Here is an 18,063-nt window from a genome sequence, read left to right as displayed (position 1 = left end):
TGGCTATTCAAACTTCACCCTGATAAACCTTGGCCTGTACAGGTTGGGATATTTTTTCAGATCGTTTAAAAAATCAACGGAGTTAATATTGTAACTGATCAGTAGTTCACCCGGTTTTGATAAACTCGGATGGGCTTTAGCGTTATAAACCACAAACGTTTTGGCGGTTAAATCCGGTTTGCAATCCCACAGTTTAATGATCGGGCCGAAGGGACCAACCGGGCTTGCCCCTATCCGCATGCCTACGGATGTGGTCATTCCCCCTACCTGGAATATCAAAGCGTAACGACCATCAGGCAGCGGATTAAAGCTTAACTCATTTGATACGCTGCTTGTTACGTTAGCAACCTGTTCCATATCACTTACCCAGGCTTTTCCATTGTAGAAGGTCCATTTGCTGTAATCTTCAAAATCTTTGGGTAAAACACGGGCAACCATCAGGTGCTTAGCCATGCCGCGCACTCCGTAAACATAAATATAACCATCGGGCTTTGGTGCACCGGCTTCTTTGGTGTTTACATAGATGCCTGCACCAAACGAGCCGCTTTCGCCTTTTTGATCCATAAGGTAAAATGGTGTATCCATTTGCTTGAGGTCTTTATAAGGTGGTTTGCTCTTTGCCGGAATCTTGATAAGCGTATTGCCAACCTCCCTGAAACCAAACGCCTCATTACTTACATTACGAACCCGGTATCCAAAAATGTAAATATTGTTGTTCAAGGCCTGGTTAACAAAACCATCCCCAAGCCAATAGTAGTCTGTAGGGCCGGTATTAGGTGTATGTGGGATAAAAACCGATTCGGGTTTACCTTTGGCATTTTTATCCCAATAAAATTTCATCTGTTTATCCAAAGGCTCGTTGCCTCTTAATTCGGCTACCGCATTATGGATCATTACCGTTCCCGGAGCCGTAGTATTGTCGCGTACCGCGCCAATCATACTATCGCTAAAAATAAAAAGCACTTTATCACTGGGTTTTGCCTGCCCGGTTTCCCTTCCATTTAAGGGGATAGTATAAATACCATCGCCGCCAAACCACCCCGAATCACGTTTTAACAAAGCTGACCATTCGGGCGCGGCCTCAACTTTAAATTTAATATTGGTTACGTCAACTGTATCAGCCTTTTGAGCAAAGGTTTTATTTGTTAAGGTCAAGCTCAAAAAGGCTAAACAAGCAAGGGCGTTCTTTTTCATTTCGATATTTATAATACAGGTAAATGTTTGTGCTGTTGGGTTCTGTGTTTGACAATCAGGGTAGCAAAACCTGTTAATCCGCCCAGCAGCATTAAAAAGCCAATTAAACCGGCCTGTGTAAAGGGCAAGCCTAAAAAATGATACACCGGATTGATGCGGATCTGCTCTATCAAAAAGCGCTCGGTACCGTTAAGTACAAGGTACAGGAAAAACATAAAGCCGGGTGTACCTATACGTTTACGAAAGGCCCACATTAACAGGAACATGCCAATACACAATGTAGCCTCATAAAAAGGCGTGGGATAAACCGGGTTAGCCAATTGGTTACAGTAATTACCTATACAACCAGGCATCGGCATACCGGAATTTATAGCGTTATGCGGATAGCTAAATGACCACATCCAATCGGGTAACCAATTCAACATAACAGGTTTTAAGTGTATGTTAACCTTACCCCAATCGCCATCACCCGAAAGCTGACACCCTATGCGGCCAATACCATAAGCCAGCATCATACCCGGCGAGCCAATATCTGCAAGATGCACGAGTTTCATATGGTGCCGGTGACCGATATACAAATAAGTTAATGCACCAAATATCAACCCTCCGTAATAAGCAAACCCATTGGCCGAAAATATAGTACCCAGCGGATCATATCTTAACCTGCCAAAATGCTCCACAATATCAAACAACTTAGCCCCAATAAAGCCGAAAAAACCGACACTAAAAACGATAAGCCCCATTAATTGATAGGGATGCACAGTATATTCAGTTGTTTGGGGCTTAGGGAGCGCGAATTTCTTTCTGTCGTTATAAATCCAGAAAGCAAACGCCCCGCCGATAAGGATTCCGGCAGTCAGGTTTCCCTGGAGTGAAAGAATATAAGCTCTGGGGTTTGCAGCGAAAATAGCGTAGTTAAAAACAGCCCCAAAAAGTTTAAAACCAAATAAAAAACCCGGCAAAAAATTAATGATCATTTCAGCAACCGAAGCAGGCTTTCCAACAATTACCTTACGTTTAAACGCGTTGATTTTGCCAATGGCTTCATAGCGTTTAAATTCGGAGGTAAAAACTATGTAGGCAAATAAAAAGGCAAGCGCCATAAAAAAACCAAGCGTTTGGATAGGAAACCCAACCCGGATATGGAAGAGGTAAAATATCAGATCGCCGATGGTTGGAAACATATCCTAAATTAAAGTTTATCTGCCAAAACAAAAAGAGAACCGGTACCTGCGTACCGGCCTCTTTTGTGGTTTATGTATTGGTTATTAAAAGCCTGCCTGGATACCCAGGTTAATTACGCGCTGGTTAATATATGCATCACCTGCAGTATTGGTAGCAATCTCCGGGTCCTGCTGGTATTTCTTGTAATTATCAAACGTGAGCAAATTGTACGCGCTCATGTAGATACGGGCGTTATTGATCTTGAACGGCAACAGTTTAGTTGGTAACTGGTAACCGATATCAACCGTTTTTAAACGCACATAATGCGCGTTCAGCAACCAGTAATCAGAGAAATAAGCTGTAGGGCTATTTACCGAAGTTGGGTTAGTAGTTAACCTCGGGAAAGCCGCGTTAACCGGATTCTCCGGTGTCCATCGTTCCTGGTGTATAGGTTGAAACTGGCTCTGGAATGGCTCGATACCTGTGCCGATAACCGCGAAACTGTAATTGAATGATCCCTGTAAAAGCACGCTTACGCTGAAACCTTTGTAAACGGCCTGTAATGATAAGCCCAATATGGTATTTGGCAGGTTTGGATTACCGATAGGCCTTTTATCAAATACGTTGATGACGCCGTCGCCATTTAAGTCCTGGTACTTCAGATCGCCCGGTTGCAACGGAATTCCGTTATCAGGTACCGGAACCGATTTACTTCCCGAATTAATCGCGGCAATATCCGCAGCAGTGTAATATCCCACAAAATGGTAACCATATTGCTGACCGATGGAATGCCCTGTTTGCGCCAGCCATGGGTAAGCCGGTGTAGCCTCATCCTCATACAGTATCTTGTTTTTGGCATACGAAAACACGAAACCCACATTGTATTGTACTTTACCAAGAGTGCTATGATAACTGATCTGCCCATCAAGGCCCTGGTTACGGGTTCTACCGATATTTACTGCAGGCAAACCGACGCCCAATATTTCAGGTACGCTACCCGGGGTAATCAGCTGATTGTAACGGATATCATGGAAATAATCGGCGGTGATGGAGATTTTATCATTAAACAAGTTAGCATCTAATCCGATATCGATCTTTTTGGCGCGTTCCCATACAACGGTTGGATTGCCCAATGATCCCTCAGAAATGGTTGTATACCCCTGCGCAGTTTCGCCAAAGTTGTAGCCTCCCCCCTGGTTATAAACCTGGTTGTATACATAACGGTTACCCGGTGCGGCATCTGAGCCAACCAGACCATAGCTTCCCCTCAGTTTCAGGAGACTGAAAACCGGCATAGCTTTTTCAAAAAACGACTCTTTTGCAATGTTGTAACCAAAGCTCACAGCCGGAAAAATACCAAAGCGGTGATTGGCGGCAAAGCGATCTGTACCGTTGTAGGCTACGTTAAAATCAAACAGGAATTTCTGCTTAAAATCATATCCAACTTTGCCCGATACACCACGGAATTTTTGCGGAACACCAACCTGGGCTCCATCCAGCAGCGGATAGGTAAAATAAGTTTGTGAGGTTTGATTAAACAATAGCAATCCCGAAAAATGGTGCGAACCTCTAAATGTCCTATCGTAATTGGCGTAAAGTTGCAGGTTATAGTTATTAGTGCTGATGTCCGTACTACCTGTTAAGGCGTAAGTTTGATATACATAGGTAGCTCCCGGCCTCAATGAGTACTGATTGGTTGTAGGGTCATAATGATAGGCCGGAATACCACCGTTAAAGATCTGTTTGGTAAACTGCTCTATACTGGAGTATGCTACACGGCCTGTTACCGAAAGTCCATTGGTCAGATCATCCAGCCTCTGAGTAGCGCCAAAAAGCACGTTAAAATCGGTACGGCGCGAGTGCTGATAACCTCCTGTAGCCAGCCTTGCGTTAAGCGTTGGCAGGTGATCGGGATTAAACGATGAATACGCATATGAGTAACTGCCGTTAGGGTTTAGATATGGCGCGGTGAAAGGCGTTTCCTTGGTAAAATTGTATACTTCGCTAACTGCATTCTCATTGTAAGGCTGGTTCAGATCAGAGAAGCGGGTGGTTATATCCAAGCGTAAGTCAAGCGTTTTATTGGCTTTAAGATCGAGGTTTGAACGGAAATTATAACGTTTAAAATAATAATTGGTATTTACCAAACTTTGCGGGTCGGCAAAGTCTCGTACCAAACCGTTCTGATTTAATGCCCCTCCGGAGATAAAGTATTTCACTCCGGTAGTACCGCCTGAAATATCAAGGTTGGCATTAGTTTGATAGGTATACTTTTTAAAGATCTTATTATACCAATCCACATTAGGGTGCCCGTAAGGATCAGATCCGTTTTTAAACAGGTCGAGGTCCTGCTGGGTAAAGCTAAGCGGGATGCCGTCATTATGTTGCGCCTCGTTAATGAGTACTGCTGTATTGTATGAATCTAAAAATTGAGGTGTTTTGGTTGGCTGCTGAATTCCGCTTTCAACACGGAGGTTTACTTTAGGCGTACCCGCCTTACCACGGCGAGTAGTTACCACCAATACTCCATTAGCGCCTTTGATACCGTAAATTGCTGTAGTGGAGGCATCTTTTAGAATAGAGATACTTTCTATTTCATTTACGTTGATCTGTTGTAGCTGATCATAACTGTATTCAATATCATCCACAATAATAAGCGGCTGGTTACCTGATGGGTTCAATGAACTTACGCCACGGATATAAAAATCAGAAGCATCCTTACCCGGCTGGCCCGAAGACTGTTGCGAAAAGAAACCCGGCAATTTACCGGTTAAAGCATTCTGTACGTTGGCTGTTGGTACCGTGCGGATTTCACTGGCCGAAATTGAACTTACAGCACCCGTATTGGTGATACGTTTTCTTGTTCCGTAAGCCACAACCGCAACCTCATCTAAACCGTTGGTGTTGGTTTGCAGTATGATGTCCATTCTGCCTGTTTCCGGAACACGAAGTTCCCTTGGGATATAACCGATGAAACGTACAATGATGGTGTTTGATTTGCCCTTCAGAACAAGCCTGAACTTACCGCTCTGGTCTGTAATGGCGCCGTTATTGGCAACGCCCTTTTCGATAACCGATACCCCTGGCAATACCCCGGTAATATCGCGCACGGTGCCGGTTACGGTTCGGCTTTGCGCAAATGATACTGCCGGGAGCAGGATCATTAATATCTGAAAGAAAAGTATTATTTTTCTCATAAAGCTTAATTTTTTTGGTTTAACTGAATCGGTTTTGAGATTACCATCCTGGATTTTGTTTCATATTCGGGTTCTTCAAAACCTCATCATAAGGTATCGGGTACAGGTACATCTTTGGCGATTCAAATTTGGTAGTGAGGGCGTTTACCACATTATAAGTAAGGCTTGAGCCTATCTTCACAATGCTCATACCTTTTTGAGGCTGGTTCATTACGGTACCGGCAATTTTCCAGCGGCGGATATCAAAGTAGCGGTTCTCTTCAAAGGCCATTTCCAAACGGCGCTCATTTTGAATGATGGCGCGCATCTCATCTTTGGTCATGCCCGGTTTAAGCCCATAATTGACTGTTCCGACATCGATTCCTGCACGTTTTCTGATGCTGATCACCGCGTTGTAAACGTCGGTGGTAGCCCCCGCCGATTCGTTGAGAGCTTCGGCGTATCCTAAAACCACATCGGCATAACGTAAGATCTGCCAGTCGATCACGTGCGCTGCATAGGCATTTGTATTTTCAAAATTGCCCATGAACTTACGCATGTAATAGCCTGTTTTGGTTTGCTGCAACGAACCATTAGGCTTGCTGATCCCCCCCTCAAACAATTGCAGATCGGAGTTAAGCCACCTTGTACCGTTGTAAAGCACCGTGTAGGTTAAGCGGGGATCGCGGCTTGCGTAAGGGTTATCCGGGTTATAGCCAGATGCAGGATCTGTGATAGGCAAGCCATTTTTCATTGGAAAAGCATCAACCAATTGCTGCGTTGGGCTTGTTTGCCCCTTGCCTACTGCACCCGTAAAGCCAATCGGTCCGTTGGTGGTTTCTATTGATGATGAATTATCCGTTTGGCGGATAAATATATTTTCCGAACTGTTCTGAGTCAGGAACACATCTTTAAAGCTGGGCAGCAATGAATAAACATTCAAATCCATTACAGCTTTTTCGGCAGCGGCGGCCTGTACCCATCTATCTGCACTAAAATCTGTGTAACCTGTTACCGGATTCGAAGCATCAATATTTTGCCCGTTAAACAGCGGACTTGCAGCATATAGTAACACCTTTGCTTTTAAAGCCATAGCCGCACCTTTTGTTGGGCGATGGTAATCGGCATTAGGGTTGCTCAGCGGAGCGGTCATCAGTGTATCCTTAATGGCATCGCATTCGCTTACAATGTATTTGATACAATCGGCAAAAGAATTGCGGGGCAGGGATACATCATCGGTTATAGTAAATACCTTATTACCCAATAATGGTACGCCACCGTAACGTTTAACCAACTCAAAGTAATACAGCGCCCTTAAAAAGCGGGCTTCGCCTTTCCACACATATTTCATGGAGTAGCCATTGTATTGAGCCATTACCGGCACCACATCTATATTGTTCACAAACTCATTTGCCTTGCGGATACCGGCATAGTAGTAGGCCCAAAGATTTTCATCTGTAGGAACAGTGTAAGAGTTGTAAGCCGCCGTTGACAGTACTGTAACTTCATTTGATGCACCCGCAGCCGATGATATGGCATCATCACTCGCGGCATCAAGGTAATCGCCTCCTATCCTGCTATGGCCATTTTGTAATGACGCGTAAATCCCGTACAGGAACATTTGAGCATTGGTTCCCAGCGAATCCTTTTTATCAAACACGTAGTTAATGGTCACTTTATCAACCGGGAATTGCTCGTATTTTTTACACCCGGCCATTACGGTGATGATGCCGGCGGCCGCTAAAATTATTTTGTTGAAATTCTTCATGATCGTCATATTTTATGATGGCCAAAATCAAAGCTTAATGTTAACACCGGCATTTACTACCCTTTGAATCGGGTAAGCAGTACCATAAACCTCCGGATCAAAATCTTTGTAGCCATACAGTGTATACAGGTTTTCGCCGTTTACAAATACCCGCAAGCCAGATAATCTGAGCTTGCGTGCCCATTCATAAGGCAGGTTATAGCCCACCTCCGCATTTTTTAGCCTCACATAATTTCCTTTGCGTAAGTACAGGGTTGAGTTAGCAGTATTGTTGGCGTTGCCCAGCGATAACCGCGGTGCCGTAGCAGTAGCAGCGGTTTCAGGCGTCCATCTGCCTAAAATGGTTTCGTAGGCCTGTCCGCTATAGGTAAGCCCCAGGAAACCAACACCGGCAAAGCCATTCACCTGCGAATTATTAAACATCAGCTCACGGTTGGCCACACCTTGTAACAGGAAGCTCAGACTAAAGCCTTTGTAGTTAAAGCCACTTGATAATCCGTAATAAACCAACGGACGATTACCGCCAATAGCCGAAACATCAAACTGGTTAATGATATGATCACCGTTAAGGTCTTTATATTTTACATCGCCCGCTTGTGCTGTGTAGCCGGTAGTTGTAGCACTGGTAGCTGCATCCTGGGCATCTTTGAAATAGCCGATAGCGGTATAACCATAAATTGCGGTAGTTGAACGGCCGGTATGTTTCAGCCATGGATATGGGTATGGTTCCTCATCGCTAAAAATAATTTTTGACGACTGGATCGACGCGTTGCCCGAAATAAAGTAATTGAAGTTTTGGATATGGTTCTGATAAGTTAACGTGAGCTCCGCACCTTTATAAAGATTGATGCCCAAGTTTTCATAAGGGTAAGCTGTACCTAACAAGGCTATACTGTTTCCTCTAACTTGCAGTAAATCATAATACCTGTCGCGGTAAACATCAGCAGTGATATTGAAGTGATCATTAAACAATGAGATATCCGTGCCTACATCCAGCTTACGGGCCTTTTCCCAACGGATATAGGGGTTAGCAAGCGTATTTTCATAAAACCCCTGTACCGGGCTTTTTGAGGTTCCCGTACTGTATGAATAGCCGTTTGTAGCGCCGTAGGTTTGTAAAAAATTATAATAACCGTAATTATCTACGTTGTTGTTTCCGGTTTTACCATAGGTGGCGCGCCATTTCCATGAGCTTATCCAGCTAAAGTTATCTTTGATAAAACCCTCTTTACCCATTTGCCAGCCAATACCACCCGCATAAAACAAACCATATTGATTGCCTGGCGGATAACGGTTGTATCCGCTGCTGTTGGCTGCCGCCTCAATAAAGTACTTGCCATCGTAATTGTAACCTGCTTTTAAAGCGCGGTTTGTGGTTACCTGTGAAAGGTCATAGTTCAATACTACCGAACGAACATCATACAAGGCCATACCGGTAATGTTATTTTTGCCGAAAGTTCTGTCGTAATTAACTGAGGCCTGCGCAAATGAGTAGCGGGCGCTTGATACCGTACTATATGAATTGCTCTGCGCGATTGATGATCCGACTGCCGAATAAGAACTATCCGCATTAAACGAGTAAGCGTTGTTTTGCAACGAGCGGTTTAAGAAGCTTTGCGATGAAAAAGCGAGATTACCCTTTGCTTTAGCGGATAAGCCCGGCGTGATGCTATTCAGATTATAATTCAGATCGAGGTTGGCGAGTACATCATTACTGTTGGTGCGCTGATATCCTGAGAATTCGGTTTGCGAAAGCAGATTATTGGTGTAAGTAGTTGTACCTGCAAATGAGCCATTAGGATTACGTAAGGCATAAGCATTATTGGGCAAACTATAAAGTGTGCTCAGTATATTGCCGTATCCTGCTCCCGGCTGCGTGCTTTGCTGAACACGACCAAACAGTTGCAGATCGACAGTAAACTTTTTTGTTACGTTAACCGCCAGATCGGAATTGATGATATATCTGTTAAGATCATTATTGGTATTATAGGCAACAGACGGATCCTGGCGAAACATCCCGGCTTGATCGAGGTAATTTAATGAAACGCTGTAACGCGCTACCTGTGTACCACCATTTACGTTAAGCTTATAACTGGTCATGGGCGAGTTATCACGTAATATGGTTTTGAACCAGTTGATATCCGGATGCCTGAAAGGATCGGTATGGTTACGGTAAGCATTAAAGTCAGCTGCACTGTAAAGAGCGGGTTTACCATCGTTTTGCAAAGCCTCGTTGTATAAATAAGCATACTGATACGCAGGCAGTGGATTTGGCAACCCTAAAGGTTGCTGAATACCGGTTTGTGCCGTAAATGAAATATGGGGCGCACCTACCTGTCCGCGTTTAGTGGTAATCAGTAAAGTTCCACGCGAGCTATTGATACCCAGCATGATATTTGAAAGCGCGTCTTTCAAAACCGAAACCGATTCGATACTTTCAGCATCAAGCGAGGCTATCTCCCGCTGAACGCCATCAATGATAGTTATCGGCGCTTGTCCCCTTAAAAAAAGACCAAACTCGCTATTGTCATTAGCCGAATAATTGTTGTGCTGCACCACAGCTCCAATAAAATCGTTTACAGTTTGCACACCGGTTTGAGGAGCAGCAAACCCGCTGTATTGCTGGGTATACAAGCCTGGCAATTGTCCGGGTAATGCGTAAGTGTATAAAGTAGAAGGCGTTGTAGTAAGTTGATTGGTATAAATAGTTGATACGGCACCTACACTTTTTGCTGTACTAACGGTATCGTAAAGTACACTGATAGTTTTGGGCTTTTGAATATAAGTATCTAAAAGTCTTACCCTAATACCAGAGGTGTTTTTCACAGCAATCTGGCGGGCATTATAATTCGCGGCGGTAAATGACAATACATCGCCTTTAACGGCATCAATAGCAAAGGCACCGTCCTTACCGGTAGTTTGGGTAATGTTTTTCCCTTTGTTGGTTACTTTAACACCCTGCAGCGGGTTGCCGTACTCATCAAGTACGATACCGCTGGCCTGACCGGGACGTGCAGGCGCCACGGCGGTAGTATCCTGCTGCGCAACCGCGTAACCGGCCGTGGCCAGCAGCAATAACAACAGTGTAATACCTGTTAAGCATCTCTTTATGTAGCAATAAGCCATATTTTTCAGGTTTAAAATTGTTGGCAATAGGTTTAAATATCGTTTTAGCAAATACACATTGGTTAAATGCATTGGCTGTTTTGTTTATCTATCGGTTAACCGCATTTAAATGTATAGGTGAACGGGGTATCTGTATTACCATAGCCAACCTTCGTTTTACCCGTTTTATCGGTCAGGAAGTACTCCATTCTGGTGATAGTTTGCGTATCCCCTACGTTAAAGAATGATCGCGGCCAAAATGTAAGCTGATATTTTTTACTGGTGGCTGTGGTTTGTTTGAGCATCGTTTTAGTGGTTTGCTCACAAACATTAATGGTTTTACCATCAGCGGTATAAGCAGTCGCGCACAGGTAAACTTCACTTTCGCCTTTTAAATGCGTATCTGTAACTGTCCCGTCAAAAGTCAGCGTCACAAAATCGTTATCCAATGATTTTGGTGGATCGATAGTGGTCAATTGCGGATTACAAAAGTCAACCAGGTCGCCGCTTCCACCAGTTACTTCAAAACAGTTGGCACCAGTTAATACGCTATAATAAGTACCGTTACCATCACTTGTAAAGCCGTTACCGCTATCCGTTATGGTATAACCCAGTTTTACCATCATATTATTGTTATCAGCACCTACTTTTGTCTTGATGTTTAGATCTACTATAAACTCTACTCCTCCTGTGTGACTGTATGCTTTATCTGTTTGGTAAGCTACCCATTCCACATCATCAATCAGGTTGCCACCATTGCTAAACATTTTTTTCATATAGGCAGGCCAGGTTAGCCCGCCGCCGTTTTTAGGTAAGGTACTATTGGGTATCAGGGACATCGTTCCGTTGCCCTGCTTACTGGTATAAGTTATGGTGGTGTTCTGCGCAGCTTTCCAGCCTTTAGGTACCAGAAATCCAAAGATCAGGTAATCAGGCCCCCCGTCACCGGCTGTGGGAATATCACAATGCACTGTTATGGGCACTATTGAGCCCACGGTAGCTGTGGCTGGCTGATCAACACTGGTGATCTGTTCACCGCAGCAGGCTAAAGCAATACACAGTACTACCAAAGCGCACAGCTTCCATAAATTTTTACCTTTTATATGTAGTAAATATGATCTCATAATTTATCTGTTGCTTTGGGTTTAATTAATTGGCTTTTTCAAGCACATATACGTAGGTGTTGTTAGTGCAACCCGGACTAAAGGTTATACTGAGCTGCCTTTTGCCGTTAACTATAGGATAGGTAAAAGCGGTTGAAACCGGCTTGTCGCCTGTAGCAGTAAAGGTGATCTTAAATGGATACTGCGGATCATCCAGCGCGAAAGCTCCATCCTTGCTCACCAGGAAAGGCAGCTTGTTTACCAACGTGTAACCTTTATCGGTGAAATTGATCCGGAACTGGCTAAAATCAATGATGGAGGTTAAATCGGTACCGTTACGGGTAGCTTTGATCACCCGCCAGTTACCAGCGATATCTTTTGGTGCCTCGCTGCCGGGCACTATTTTTTCGGTTTTACATGATGATACTGCCAGCATAATGACGGCCACAAGCACCAGGTAAATCCGTTTTGCTTTGTAATTATATTTCATATTAATACTATTTATGCTGTCGGGTAATTAATAGCCTGGGTTCTGGATCAATTCGGGCGACTTAGCTACTTCGCTCTGCGGGAAAGGCCACAGGTACATTGCTTTGCGGAAATTGCGTTTGCGCACATCAAATTGCTTGTATGCCACGGTAGCCCCATCACGGTCAACCTCCATACCTTTGGTGGTGATGTTATCCGTTTGATCAGCAATTTTCCAGCGGCGTACATCCCAAAAACGGTGCTCTTCAAAAGCCAACTCAATACGGCGTTCGTTTTGAATGGCCGTACGCATTTCAACCTGGCTCAGCCCCGTTGGCAATTGGTACGGATTTAAACCGGCTCTTTGACGGATTGCCTCAACTGCAGAATAAACAGCCCCGGTAGGCCCTTCATATTCATTAGCTGCTTCGGCGTAATTCAGCAGGATCTCGGCATAGCGGATCAGCGGCAGGCAACGACCGGTACGGTGTTCAAAATCATTTGCAACCGCCGCCGGGTCAAGCATTTTATTGGTATAATAACCAGTTGTGGTACCAACATGCACAGCATCCGGCCCGGTTGTATTTCCGTTGTATTTACCTACAAAGATATTGATAGGTGATGTGCCGGAAGCGAGCCTGATTTGTAAAGGCGTTTGATCATGAATAATACTGTAATCCAAGCGGGGATCGCGATTGGCATACGGATCATTAGGATTGTAGCCCGATGCTGGATCGGTAATCAGTTTACCATTGCTCATTGGGAAAGCATCCACTAAGCCCTGTAATGGAAATGCACCGTTTTTACCTGTGCGGCTTGGAGGCTGCCATAATGTTTCCAGATCGACATTATCCGTCGGGCGCATTAGCTGAAAAATATACTCGGTATTTACACGCTTGGTAAACAACTTCTGGAAGCCAAAACCGGGAGCGGTCGCGTTATCTATATTCAAGCTATAAGCTCCGGTGGATATAACTGCTTCGGCTGCCTGTTCTGCCAGATGCCAGCGTTCCGGGTCGCTGTCCGGATACCCTGCCAAACCAACTGACTTCCCTTCACCTATAGACTGGCCATTAAACAGCGGGCTCGCGGCATACAATAACACCCGTGATTTTAGGGCAAGACAAGCTCCTTTTGAAGCGCGACCGTAATTTACCCCCGATTGCACAGTTGGCAGATCTTGCGCTGCGGTGTCGCATTCGGCCAAAATATACTTTACGCAATCCGCATAGGTATTACGGGCAGCAGGAATCTTATCTGTGTAGGTATAAATACTATCACCCAATAAATGTACGCCGCCATAATGTTTTACCAATATAGAATAATACCAGGCACGTAAAAACCGGGCTTCGGCCTTCATTTGTGTTTTCACAAAGCTATTAATAGGCGCTTTAGGCAGATTTTTGAGTAACTGGTTTACCGACCGGATATTGGTATAGCAGGTTTTATAAGCGTCATCGGTAACAACAGCAGCATTGATAGTACCGGTTTCAAAAGCGAGCGCTGTTGAACCTGCAGATGCAGATACTTCAGCCTCGTCAGAAGCAGCATCGATACCTCCATTGGGCGTAGGCGAAAGTATCGGCCCGTATATAAACCTGCCTGCCGCCGCACTGAAACCAACATTACTATAGATATTGGCTAAAAATGATACGGTATTGGCGCTATCGGTAAATACCGTGCCTTCGGTTAAGTTTGATGTTTGAGTTTGCCCCAGAAAACCATCCTTTTTACACGAGGTAAAAAACAGAAAGCCCCCCAAAACCGAATAAGCAAGAACCTTGAAGTAAAGTTTTTTCATACTATAGGGTTAGTTAACATCAAGCTACGACGAGGAAAATATAAAATCGTTTTAGCAATTCCATATTATTAACCCCGGGAGCTAAAGTTTAAAAACTGTTTGTTAATTGGTTTATAATTCAGATGTTGAAATCTGATACTAATATAGTCTATAAAAACGATTTAGCAAATTTTTTATTCGATTTTATAATATTTTTCAAAATCGTAATTTCTTTGCCTGGATTTTAACAATTACAACATTTACAATCGGTTGAAAATGTTGTAATTGTAAGGTATACTTATCCCCCTATTTAATCCCGTTAAAAAAGCGACTAAAAAAGAGGGCCTGGTAATTGATAGAATTGCCCCAATATTCCCAGGTGTGTGCTCCCGGCCTTACCGTATAATCATGAGGCACTTTGCGCTCCAGTAGTTTTTTATGCAATTCCTGGTTTGCCTGATAAAGAAAATCGTCATAACCAACATCAAATGTAATGGCGAGCGAGTTTGGCTTTAGCAGATATATCAGGTTAACAACGCTGTTTTGTTCCCATCTATCGGGATGTTCGCTGTATTTGCCAAGCACCCTTTCAATGCCAAAGCTATCCGGAAAGGGCCTGATATCAACCGCGCCGCTCATGCTTCCTGCAGCGCCAAATTTATCCAAATGCTTAAAAGCTAAATATAAAGCGCCATGACCGCCCATACTTAAACCGGTTATGGCCCTCCCCTTCCGGTCGGTTATAGTTGAGTAATGTTTATCAATCCAGTTTACCAGCTCGGTGCCCACATAGGTTTCATATTGCGATTCCTTAACGGCAGGACTGTCAAAATACCAACCGGCAAAATCGCCATCGGCACAAACTATAATAAAATGGTAAGTGTCGGCCAAACCGGCAACTCCCGGTACTTTTTTGATCCAATCGCTGTAGTTACCGCTGAAGCCATGCAACAGGTACAATACCGGGAACTTTTGGGTATTTGAATAATCGGAAGGCTTAATTACAACTGCCTTAATATCCTTGTTCATCACGGCGCTGTGGGTCAGCACCGTATCAACCGTCGCAGCGTTAGCTTTGAAGCCGCAGACCGCAAGGCAGGTAAATAACGGAATAAATAATAGTTTTTTAAAGTTCATCTGTATATAGTGATTTTATTTTGAGGCGATTACAGTAATGCGATGATTTTGCGGTTTGTTTATAGCATAGATCTGGTCGGTAAGTACATCCATTTCCCTTTGCCATGCATCGCGCAAGTTTTTGTACCGGGCGCGGGTATAGTTATCTTTATTACCGTTTACAAAAATGTCTTTTTTGGCATACTTGCTTATGGTATCCATAGCCGCGTTGGTATCGTGAAATAACAAACTTTTGCCTTTCAAAAAGTCAAACTGCATCCAAACATACATACGGATACGCCTTTCAATGTCCCAGCGCTCCTCGTTCAGTTCCCTGATCTGGATAGCCTGCTGATATTGCGGCGTGGTAGTGATTTCGGCCAGGTTGATACCTGCACTCAGTTGCTCGGCCGACCAGTTGCCCATTTTTTCGCCATCAATAAGCACATCGTAGTTAGCTGCTTTTAACCCCTTGATTGCAAGCAGTTCCTGGTTCATCTCTTTGGTAAATGGCACAACCTTAAGTGCATCAGCCTGTTTTTTGCGGTTTCCCCAACCACGTGGAATAGTATCTATAGGATAAGGCAATGAATTTGCAAAATAGTTGAACGATACCGAACCAGCGGCAGATACAACGTTGGTTATCTTGCAATTAACAGCTTTGATAGCTTTTTTGCTTTTAGCATCAACAGCTACATCTGCTACTACCTTATTGCTAAAACCCTGTGCTTTTAAAAACAAGTAAGCCATTACCAGGTGTCCATCGTTATCGGGGTGTACCCTATCATTAGGGGTTAAACTAAATGTTGAATCTTTAGCCTGTTCACGCAGGTTGATCTCGGTCATGGGGTGGAAAAAATCAACATAGCCCCAGTTATTCTTTTTAGCAGCATCCCGTTGAAAATCGATCACTTTTGAGAACGCGATGCTTTTTTTAGGATAGATATTCTTGGTAGTGAACTTGCTGGTTTCATCATAAGGCGAACCCAAAATGAAAATCTTGCGGATGTCGGGGCGTTGTTTCAACTTATTTTCCAACAGCGCATAGTTATCGTACGAGCTTTGAATCCTTTTATCCATAACCTCTTGTGCATCTGCACGGTACCATTCAAAATAACCGGTATCATTCATACCCCAGGTTAGGGTTATCACATTAGGCTTTTTGCTGAACACATCATCCTCAAAACGATCGTTGATCTGTCCTACTACGTCGCCGCCTATGCCCGCATTATAGCAGGTAATTCGCATATTTGGGAAACGGGTCATGTAATACAACCAGATATATGAGTGGTAGTGCCCCCCATCGGTAATGCTGTTGCCAACAAAGGCCACCCGATCTCCGGCATGAAATGGCGCTATATTTTGGGCAAATGCTGCTCCCCGCGCCGTTATCAATACTAATAATAAAATCAACTTTTTCATTAACTGTTAATTATAATGTGTTCAGCAAAAAATAAATTCAAACTATAGGCCCACTAAACTATACGGAATCCTGACAGCTTTCACCTGGTAAAAATTAGGATCCTGGTTATTGTTTACGCAGGTGGTTGTACTGCAGCTGCCACCTTCGCCATTATAATTAAGGCAATAGGTAACAAGCAGCTCATTATGTCCGTTAACAAATTCCGGGTGAATGGCCGGAGTATAATACTTAGCCAAATGCCCCTGGTAAACATCATTAATGGTGAAAACCATTTTAGGCGTGGTGAAAGGCCCTTTAGGGCTATCGGCTGTTGAGATATAAATATTATGACTCGCCGGATCACAAAAATAACCCAGGTCCATCTGCATCATCACATATTTGTTATTCACTTTTGATATGATCACATTTTGCTGAGTAGTGTTGCTTGCACCCACGGTTATAGCTGCGGCTGAGGCCGTTGTGCGGGTTGATGACCATGAGGAGCCTGTCCAAAACGACCAGTTAGCCGGATTACTTACAGGAAACCGGGCCAAAAACACGTTTGATGTATTGAAGTAAACGCTCTTGCTCCCGTAAACATATACAGAATCATTACTTACGTTTTTAACCATGCCGTTTGAAAAACCTGTTTCTGTTTGTCCAGACATGCCTACGGGCGTGATACGGGCCGCTGTGCCCCAGTTTAACCCTGCGGTATTTTGCGTAAGATCATAAAGTACCTGATTTTCAGGTGTAGATCCGTTGGCAGATTCAAACGTGTATAAGTAAACATGGCTGCCAGCCTCAATACCCGCTCCAGGCCAGCGATAAGTTGAATTATGATCGCCGGGGCTTTCGATGATCTCCATATTGCTAACCGGTGAGTTATTAGTGGTGATATTTGGCGTAAGGGATTGGTCCCAACTATGGCTGGCCGGCTGCAACAAAGCCGAATTATGGTATTTAAAAAACTGGCAGTATAACTGCCCGTTACTTTGAAGCTGTGATGATTCATAAGCATCTTCGGTTATCCAAAGCACTTTTCCGTTATTGGCACCATACGTAAGCGGAATACTTTTCCCCTCATCAAATGCTACAGTGCCATTGGTACGGTGAAAAAAGTTTACTACGTCATCATCACGGTAGGCTTCGGCAATAAGCCCGTTAAGCTGCCAGGTTTGCGCTGTGTTACCGGAAACAAAAGCCTCCTGTGTGATAGGAGTACCATTAGTGGTTGATGAACCATGGTTGGTAACTGCCAGACCATTACCCACGTTAATAATTTTATATATGCCGGTGCTTACCAATTGAATATACCATTGCTGCGCATTATTGGTATTGGCTTTATCCTGCCATAATCCTGTACCCGGAGTAGTTGTTGCCAGCGGCACCTCCAGATACTTGCCACTGGCCACATTCATGATCTTGAACTTAGTAGTACTGGTTATAGCACCGCTGCCTTGTTGTACAATTATCCATTTTTGATTGGGAGCTGTTGCCGTACCACTGCCTGAATATTGATTTTGCTGCGCACCAGCGCCATCATTAAGCATGCCGCTGCTATTAATTTCAATAGCCTTTCCGCTCAAAACATTGGTGATAAAAAAGGTACCATAAGCGCTTACCGGCGATCCGCTGGCCAATTGAACCGAATCCGTGCGTACAAAGGGTTTAGGGTACTTAACGGCAGCTTGTTTGCTGCATGATGTCAGCAAGGCCATTGCCGCAAAAGCACTGGTAAAAAGGTTTGTTTTCATAATTTTGGTTTGGTTTATAATTTGGTTTGA

At 44.0% G+C, this 18,063-nt stretch carries 11 protein-coding genes; all 11 read right to left on the bottom strand.

Annotation, left to right across the window (positions count from 1 at the left end; genetic code table 11):
* Window positions 1-3: 3 nt before the first annotated feature.
* The gene (locus DEO27_RS08405; RefSeq protein ID WP_112570439.1) at window positions 4-1,194 is read right to left on the bottom strand and encodes a DUF4185 domain-containing protein; all 1,191 of its coding nucleotides are present in this window, start codon (window positions 1,192-1,194) and stop codon (window positions 4-6) included.
* An 8-nt stretch (window positions 1,195-1,202) separates the two neighbouring features.
* On the bottom strand, window positions 1,203-2,378 hold the full coding sequence (locus DEO27_RS08400) for a prolipoprotein diacylglyceryl transferase (protein ID WP_112570437.1): 1,176 nt from the start codon (window positions 2,376-2,378) through the stop codon (window positions 1,203-1,205).
* 84 nt (window positions 2,379-2,462) lie between these two features.
* Window positions 2,463-5,555, bottom strand: coding sequence for a SusC/RagA family TonB-linked outer membrane protein (locus DEO27_RS08395; protein ID WP_112570435.1), 3,093 nt, complete (start codon window positions 5,553-5,555; stop codon window positions 2,463-2,465).
* A gap of 40 nt (window positions 5,556-5,595) precedes the next feature.
* A complete protein-coding gene (locus DEO27_RS08390; protein WP_112570433.1) occupies window positions 5,596-7,302 on the bottom strand; it encodes a RagB/SusD family nutrient uptake outer membrane protein in 1,707 nt (568 codons plus the stop codon).
* 27 nt (window positions 7,303-7,329) lie between these two features.
* A complete protein-coding gene (locus tag DEO27_RS08385; RefSeq protein ID WP_112570667.1) occupies window positions 7,330-10,428 on the bottom strand; it encodes a SusC/RagA family TonB-linked outer membrane protein in 3,099 nt (1,032 codons plus the stop codon).
* A gap of 95 nt (window positions 10,429-10,523) precedes the next feature.
* Complete coding sequence (locus DEO27_RS08380) at window positions 10,524-11,531, bottom strand: DUF4961 domain-containing protein (RefSeq protein WP_112570431.1); 1,008 nt, start codon at window positions 11,529-11,531, stop codon at window positions 10,524-10,526.
* A 25-nt stretch (window positions 11,532-11,556) separates the two neighbouring features.
* Window positions 11,557-12,000, bottom strand: coding sequence for a DUF5004 domain-containing protein (locus DEO27_RS08375; protein ID WP_112570429.1), 444 nt, complete (start codon window positions 11,998-12,000; stop codon window positions 11,557-11,559).
* Between the two features lie 27 nt (window positions 12,001-12,027).
* The gene (locus DEO27_RS08370; protein ID WP_112570427.1) at window positions 12,028-13,779 is read right to left on the bottom strand and encodes a RagB/SusD family nutrient uptake outer membrane protein; all 1,752 of its coding nucleotides are present in this window, start codon (window positions 13,777-13,779) and stop codon (window positions 12,028-12,030) included.
* A gap of 285 nt (window positions 13,780-14,064) precedes the next feature.
* Window positions 14,065-14,895: an alpha/beta hydrolase gene (locus DEO27_RS08365; protein ID WP_112570425.1), complete on the bottom strand. Its 831-nt coding sequence runs from the start codon at window positions 14,893-14,895 to the stop codon at window positions 14,065-14,067.
* 15 nt (window positions 14,896-14,910) lie between these two features.
* On the bottom strand, window positions 14,911-16,296 hold the full coding sequence (locus DEO27_RS08360) for an SGNH/GDSL hydrolase family protein (protein WP_112570424.1): 1,386 nt from the start codon (window positions 16,294-16,296) through the stop codon (window positions 14,911-14,913).
* A 42-nt stretch (window positions 16,297-16,338) separates the two neighbouring features.
* Window positions 16,339-18,033, bottom strand: a complete 1,695-nt coding sequence (locus tag DEO27_RS08355; protein ID WP_112570422.1) for an RICIN domain-containing protein — start codon at window positions 18,031-18,033, stop codon at window positions 16,339-16,341.
* Window positions 18,034-18,063 lie beyond the last annotated feature (30 nt).

It is taken from the genome of Mucilaginibacter rubeus (genome assembly GCF_003286415.2).
GTDB lineage: Bacteria > Bacteroidota > Bacteroidia > Sphingobacteriales > Sphingobacteriaceae > Mucilaginibacter > Mucilaginibacter rubeus_A.
The sequence above is the reverse complement of the archived record's forward strand: the minus strand, read 5'-3'. Positions and strand labels throughout refer to the sequence as shown.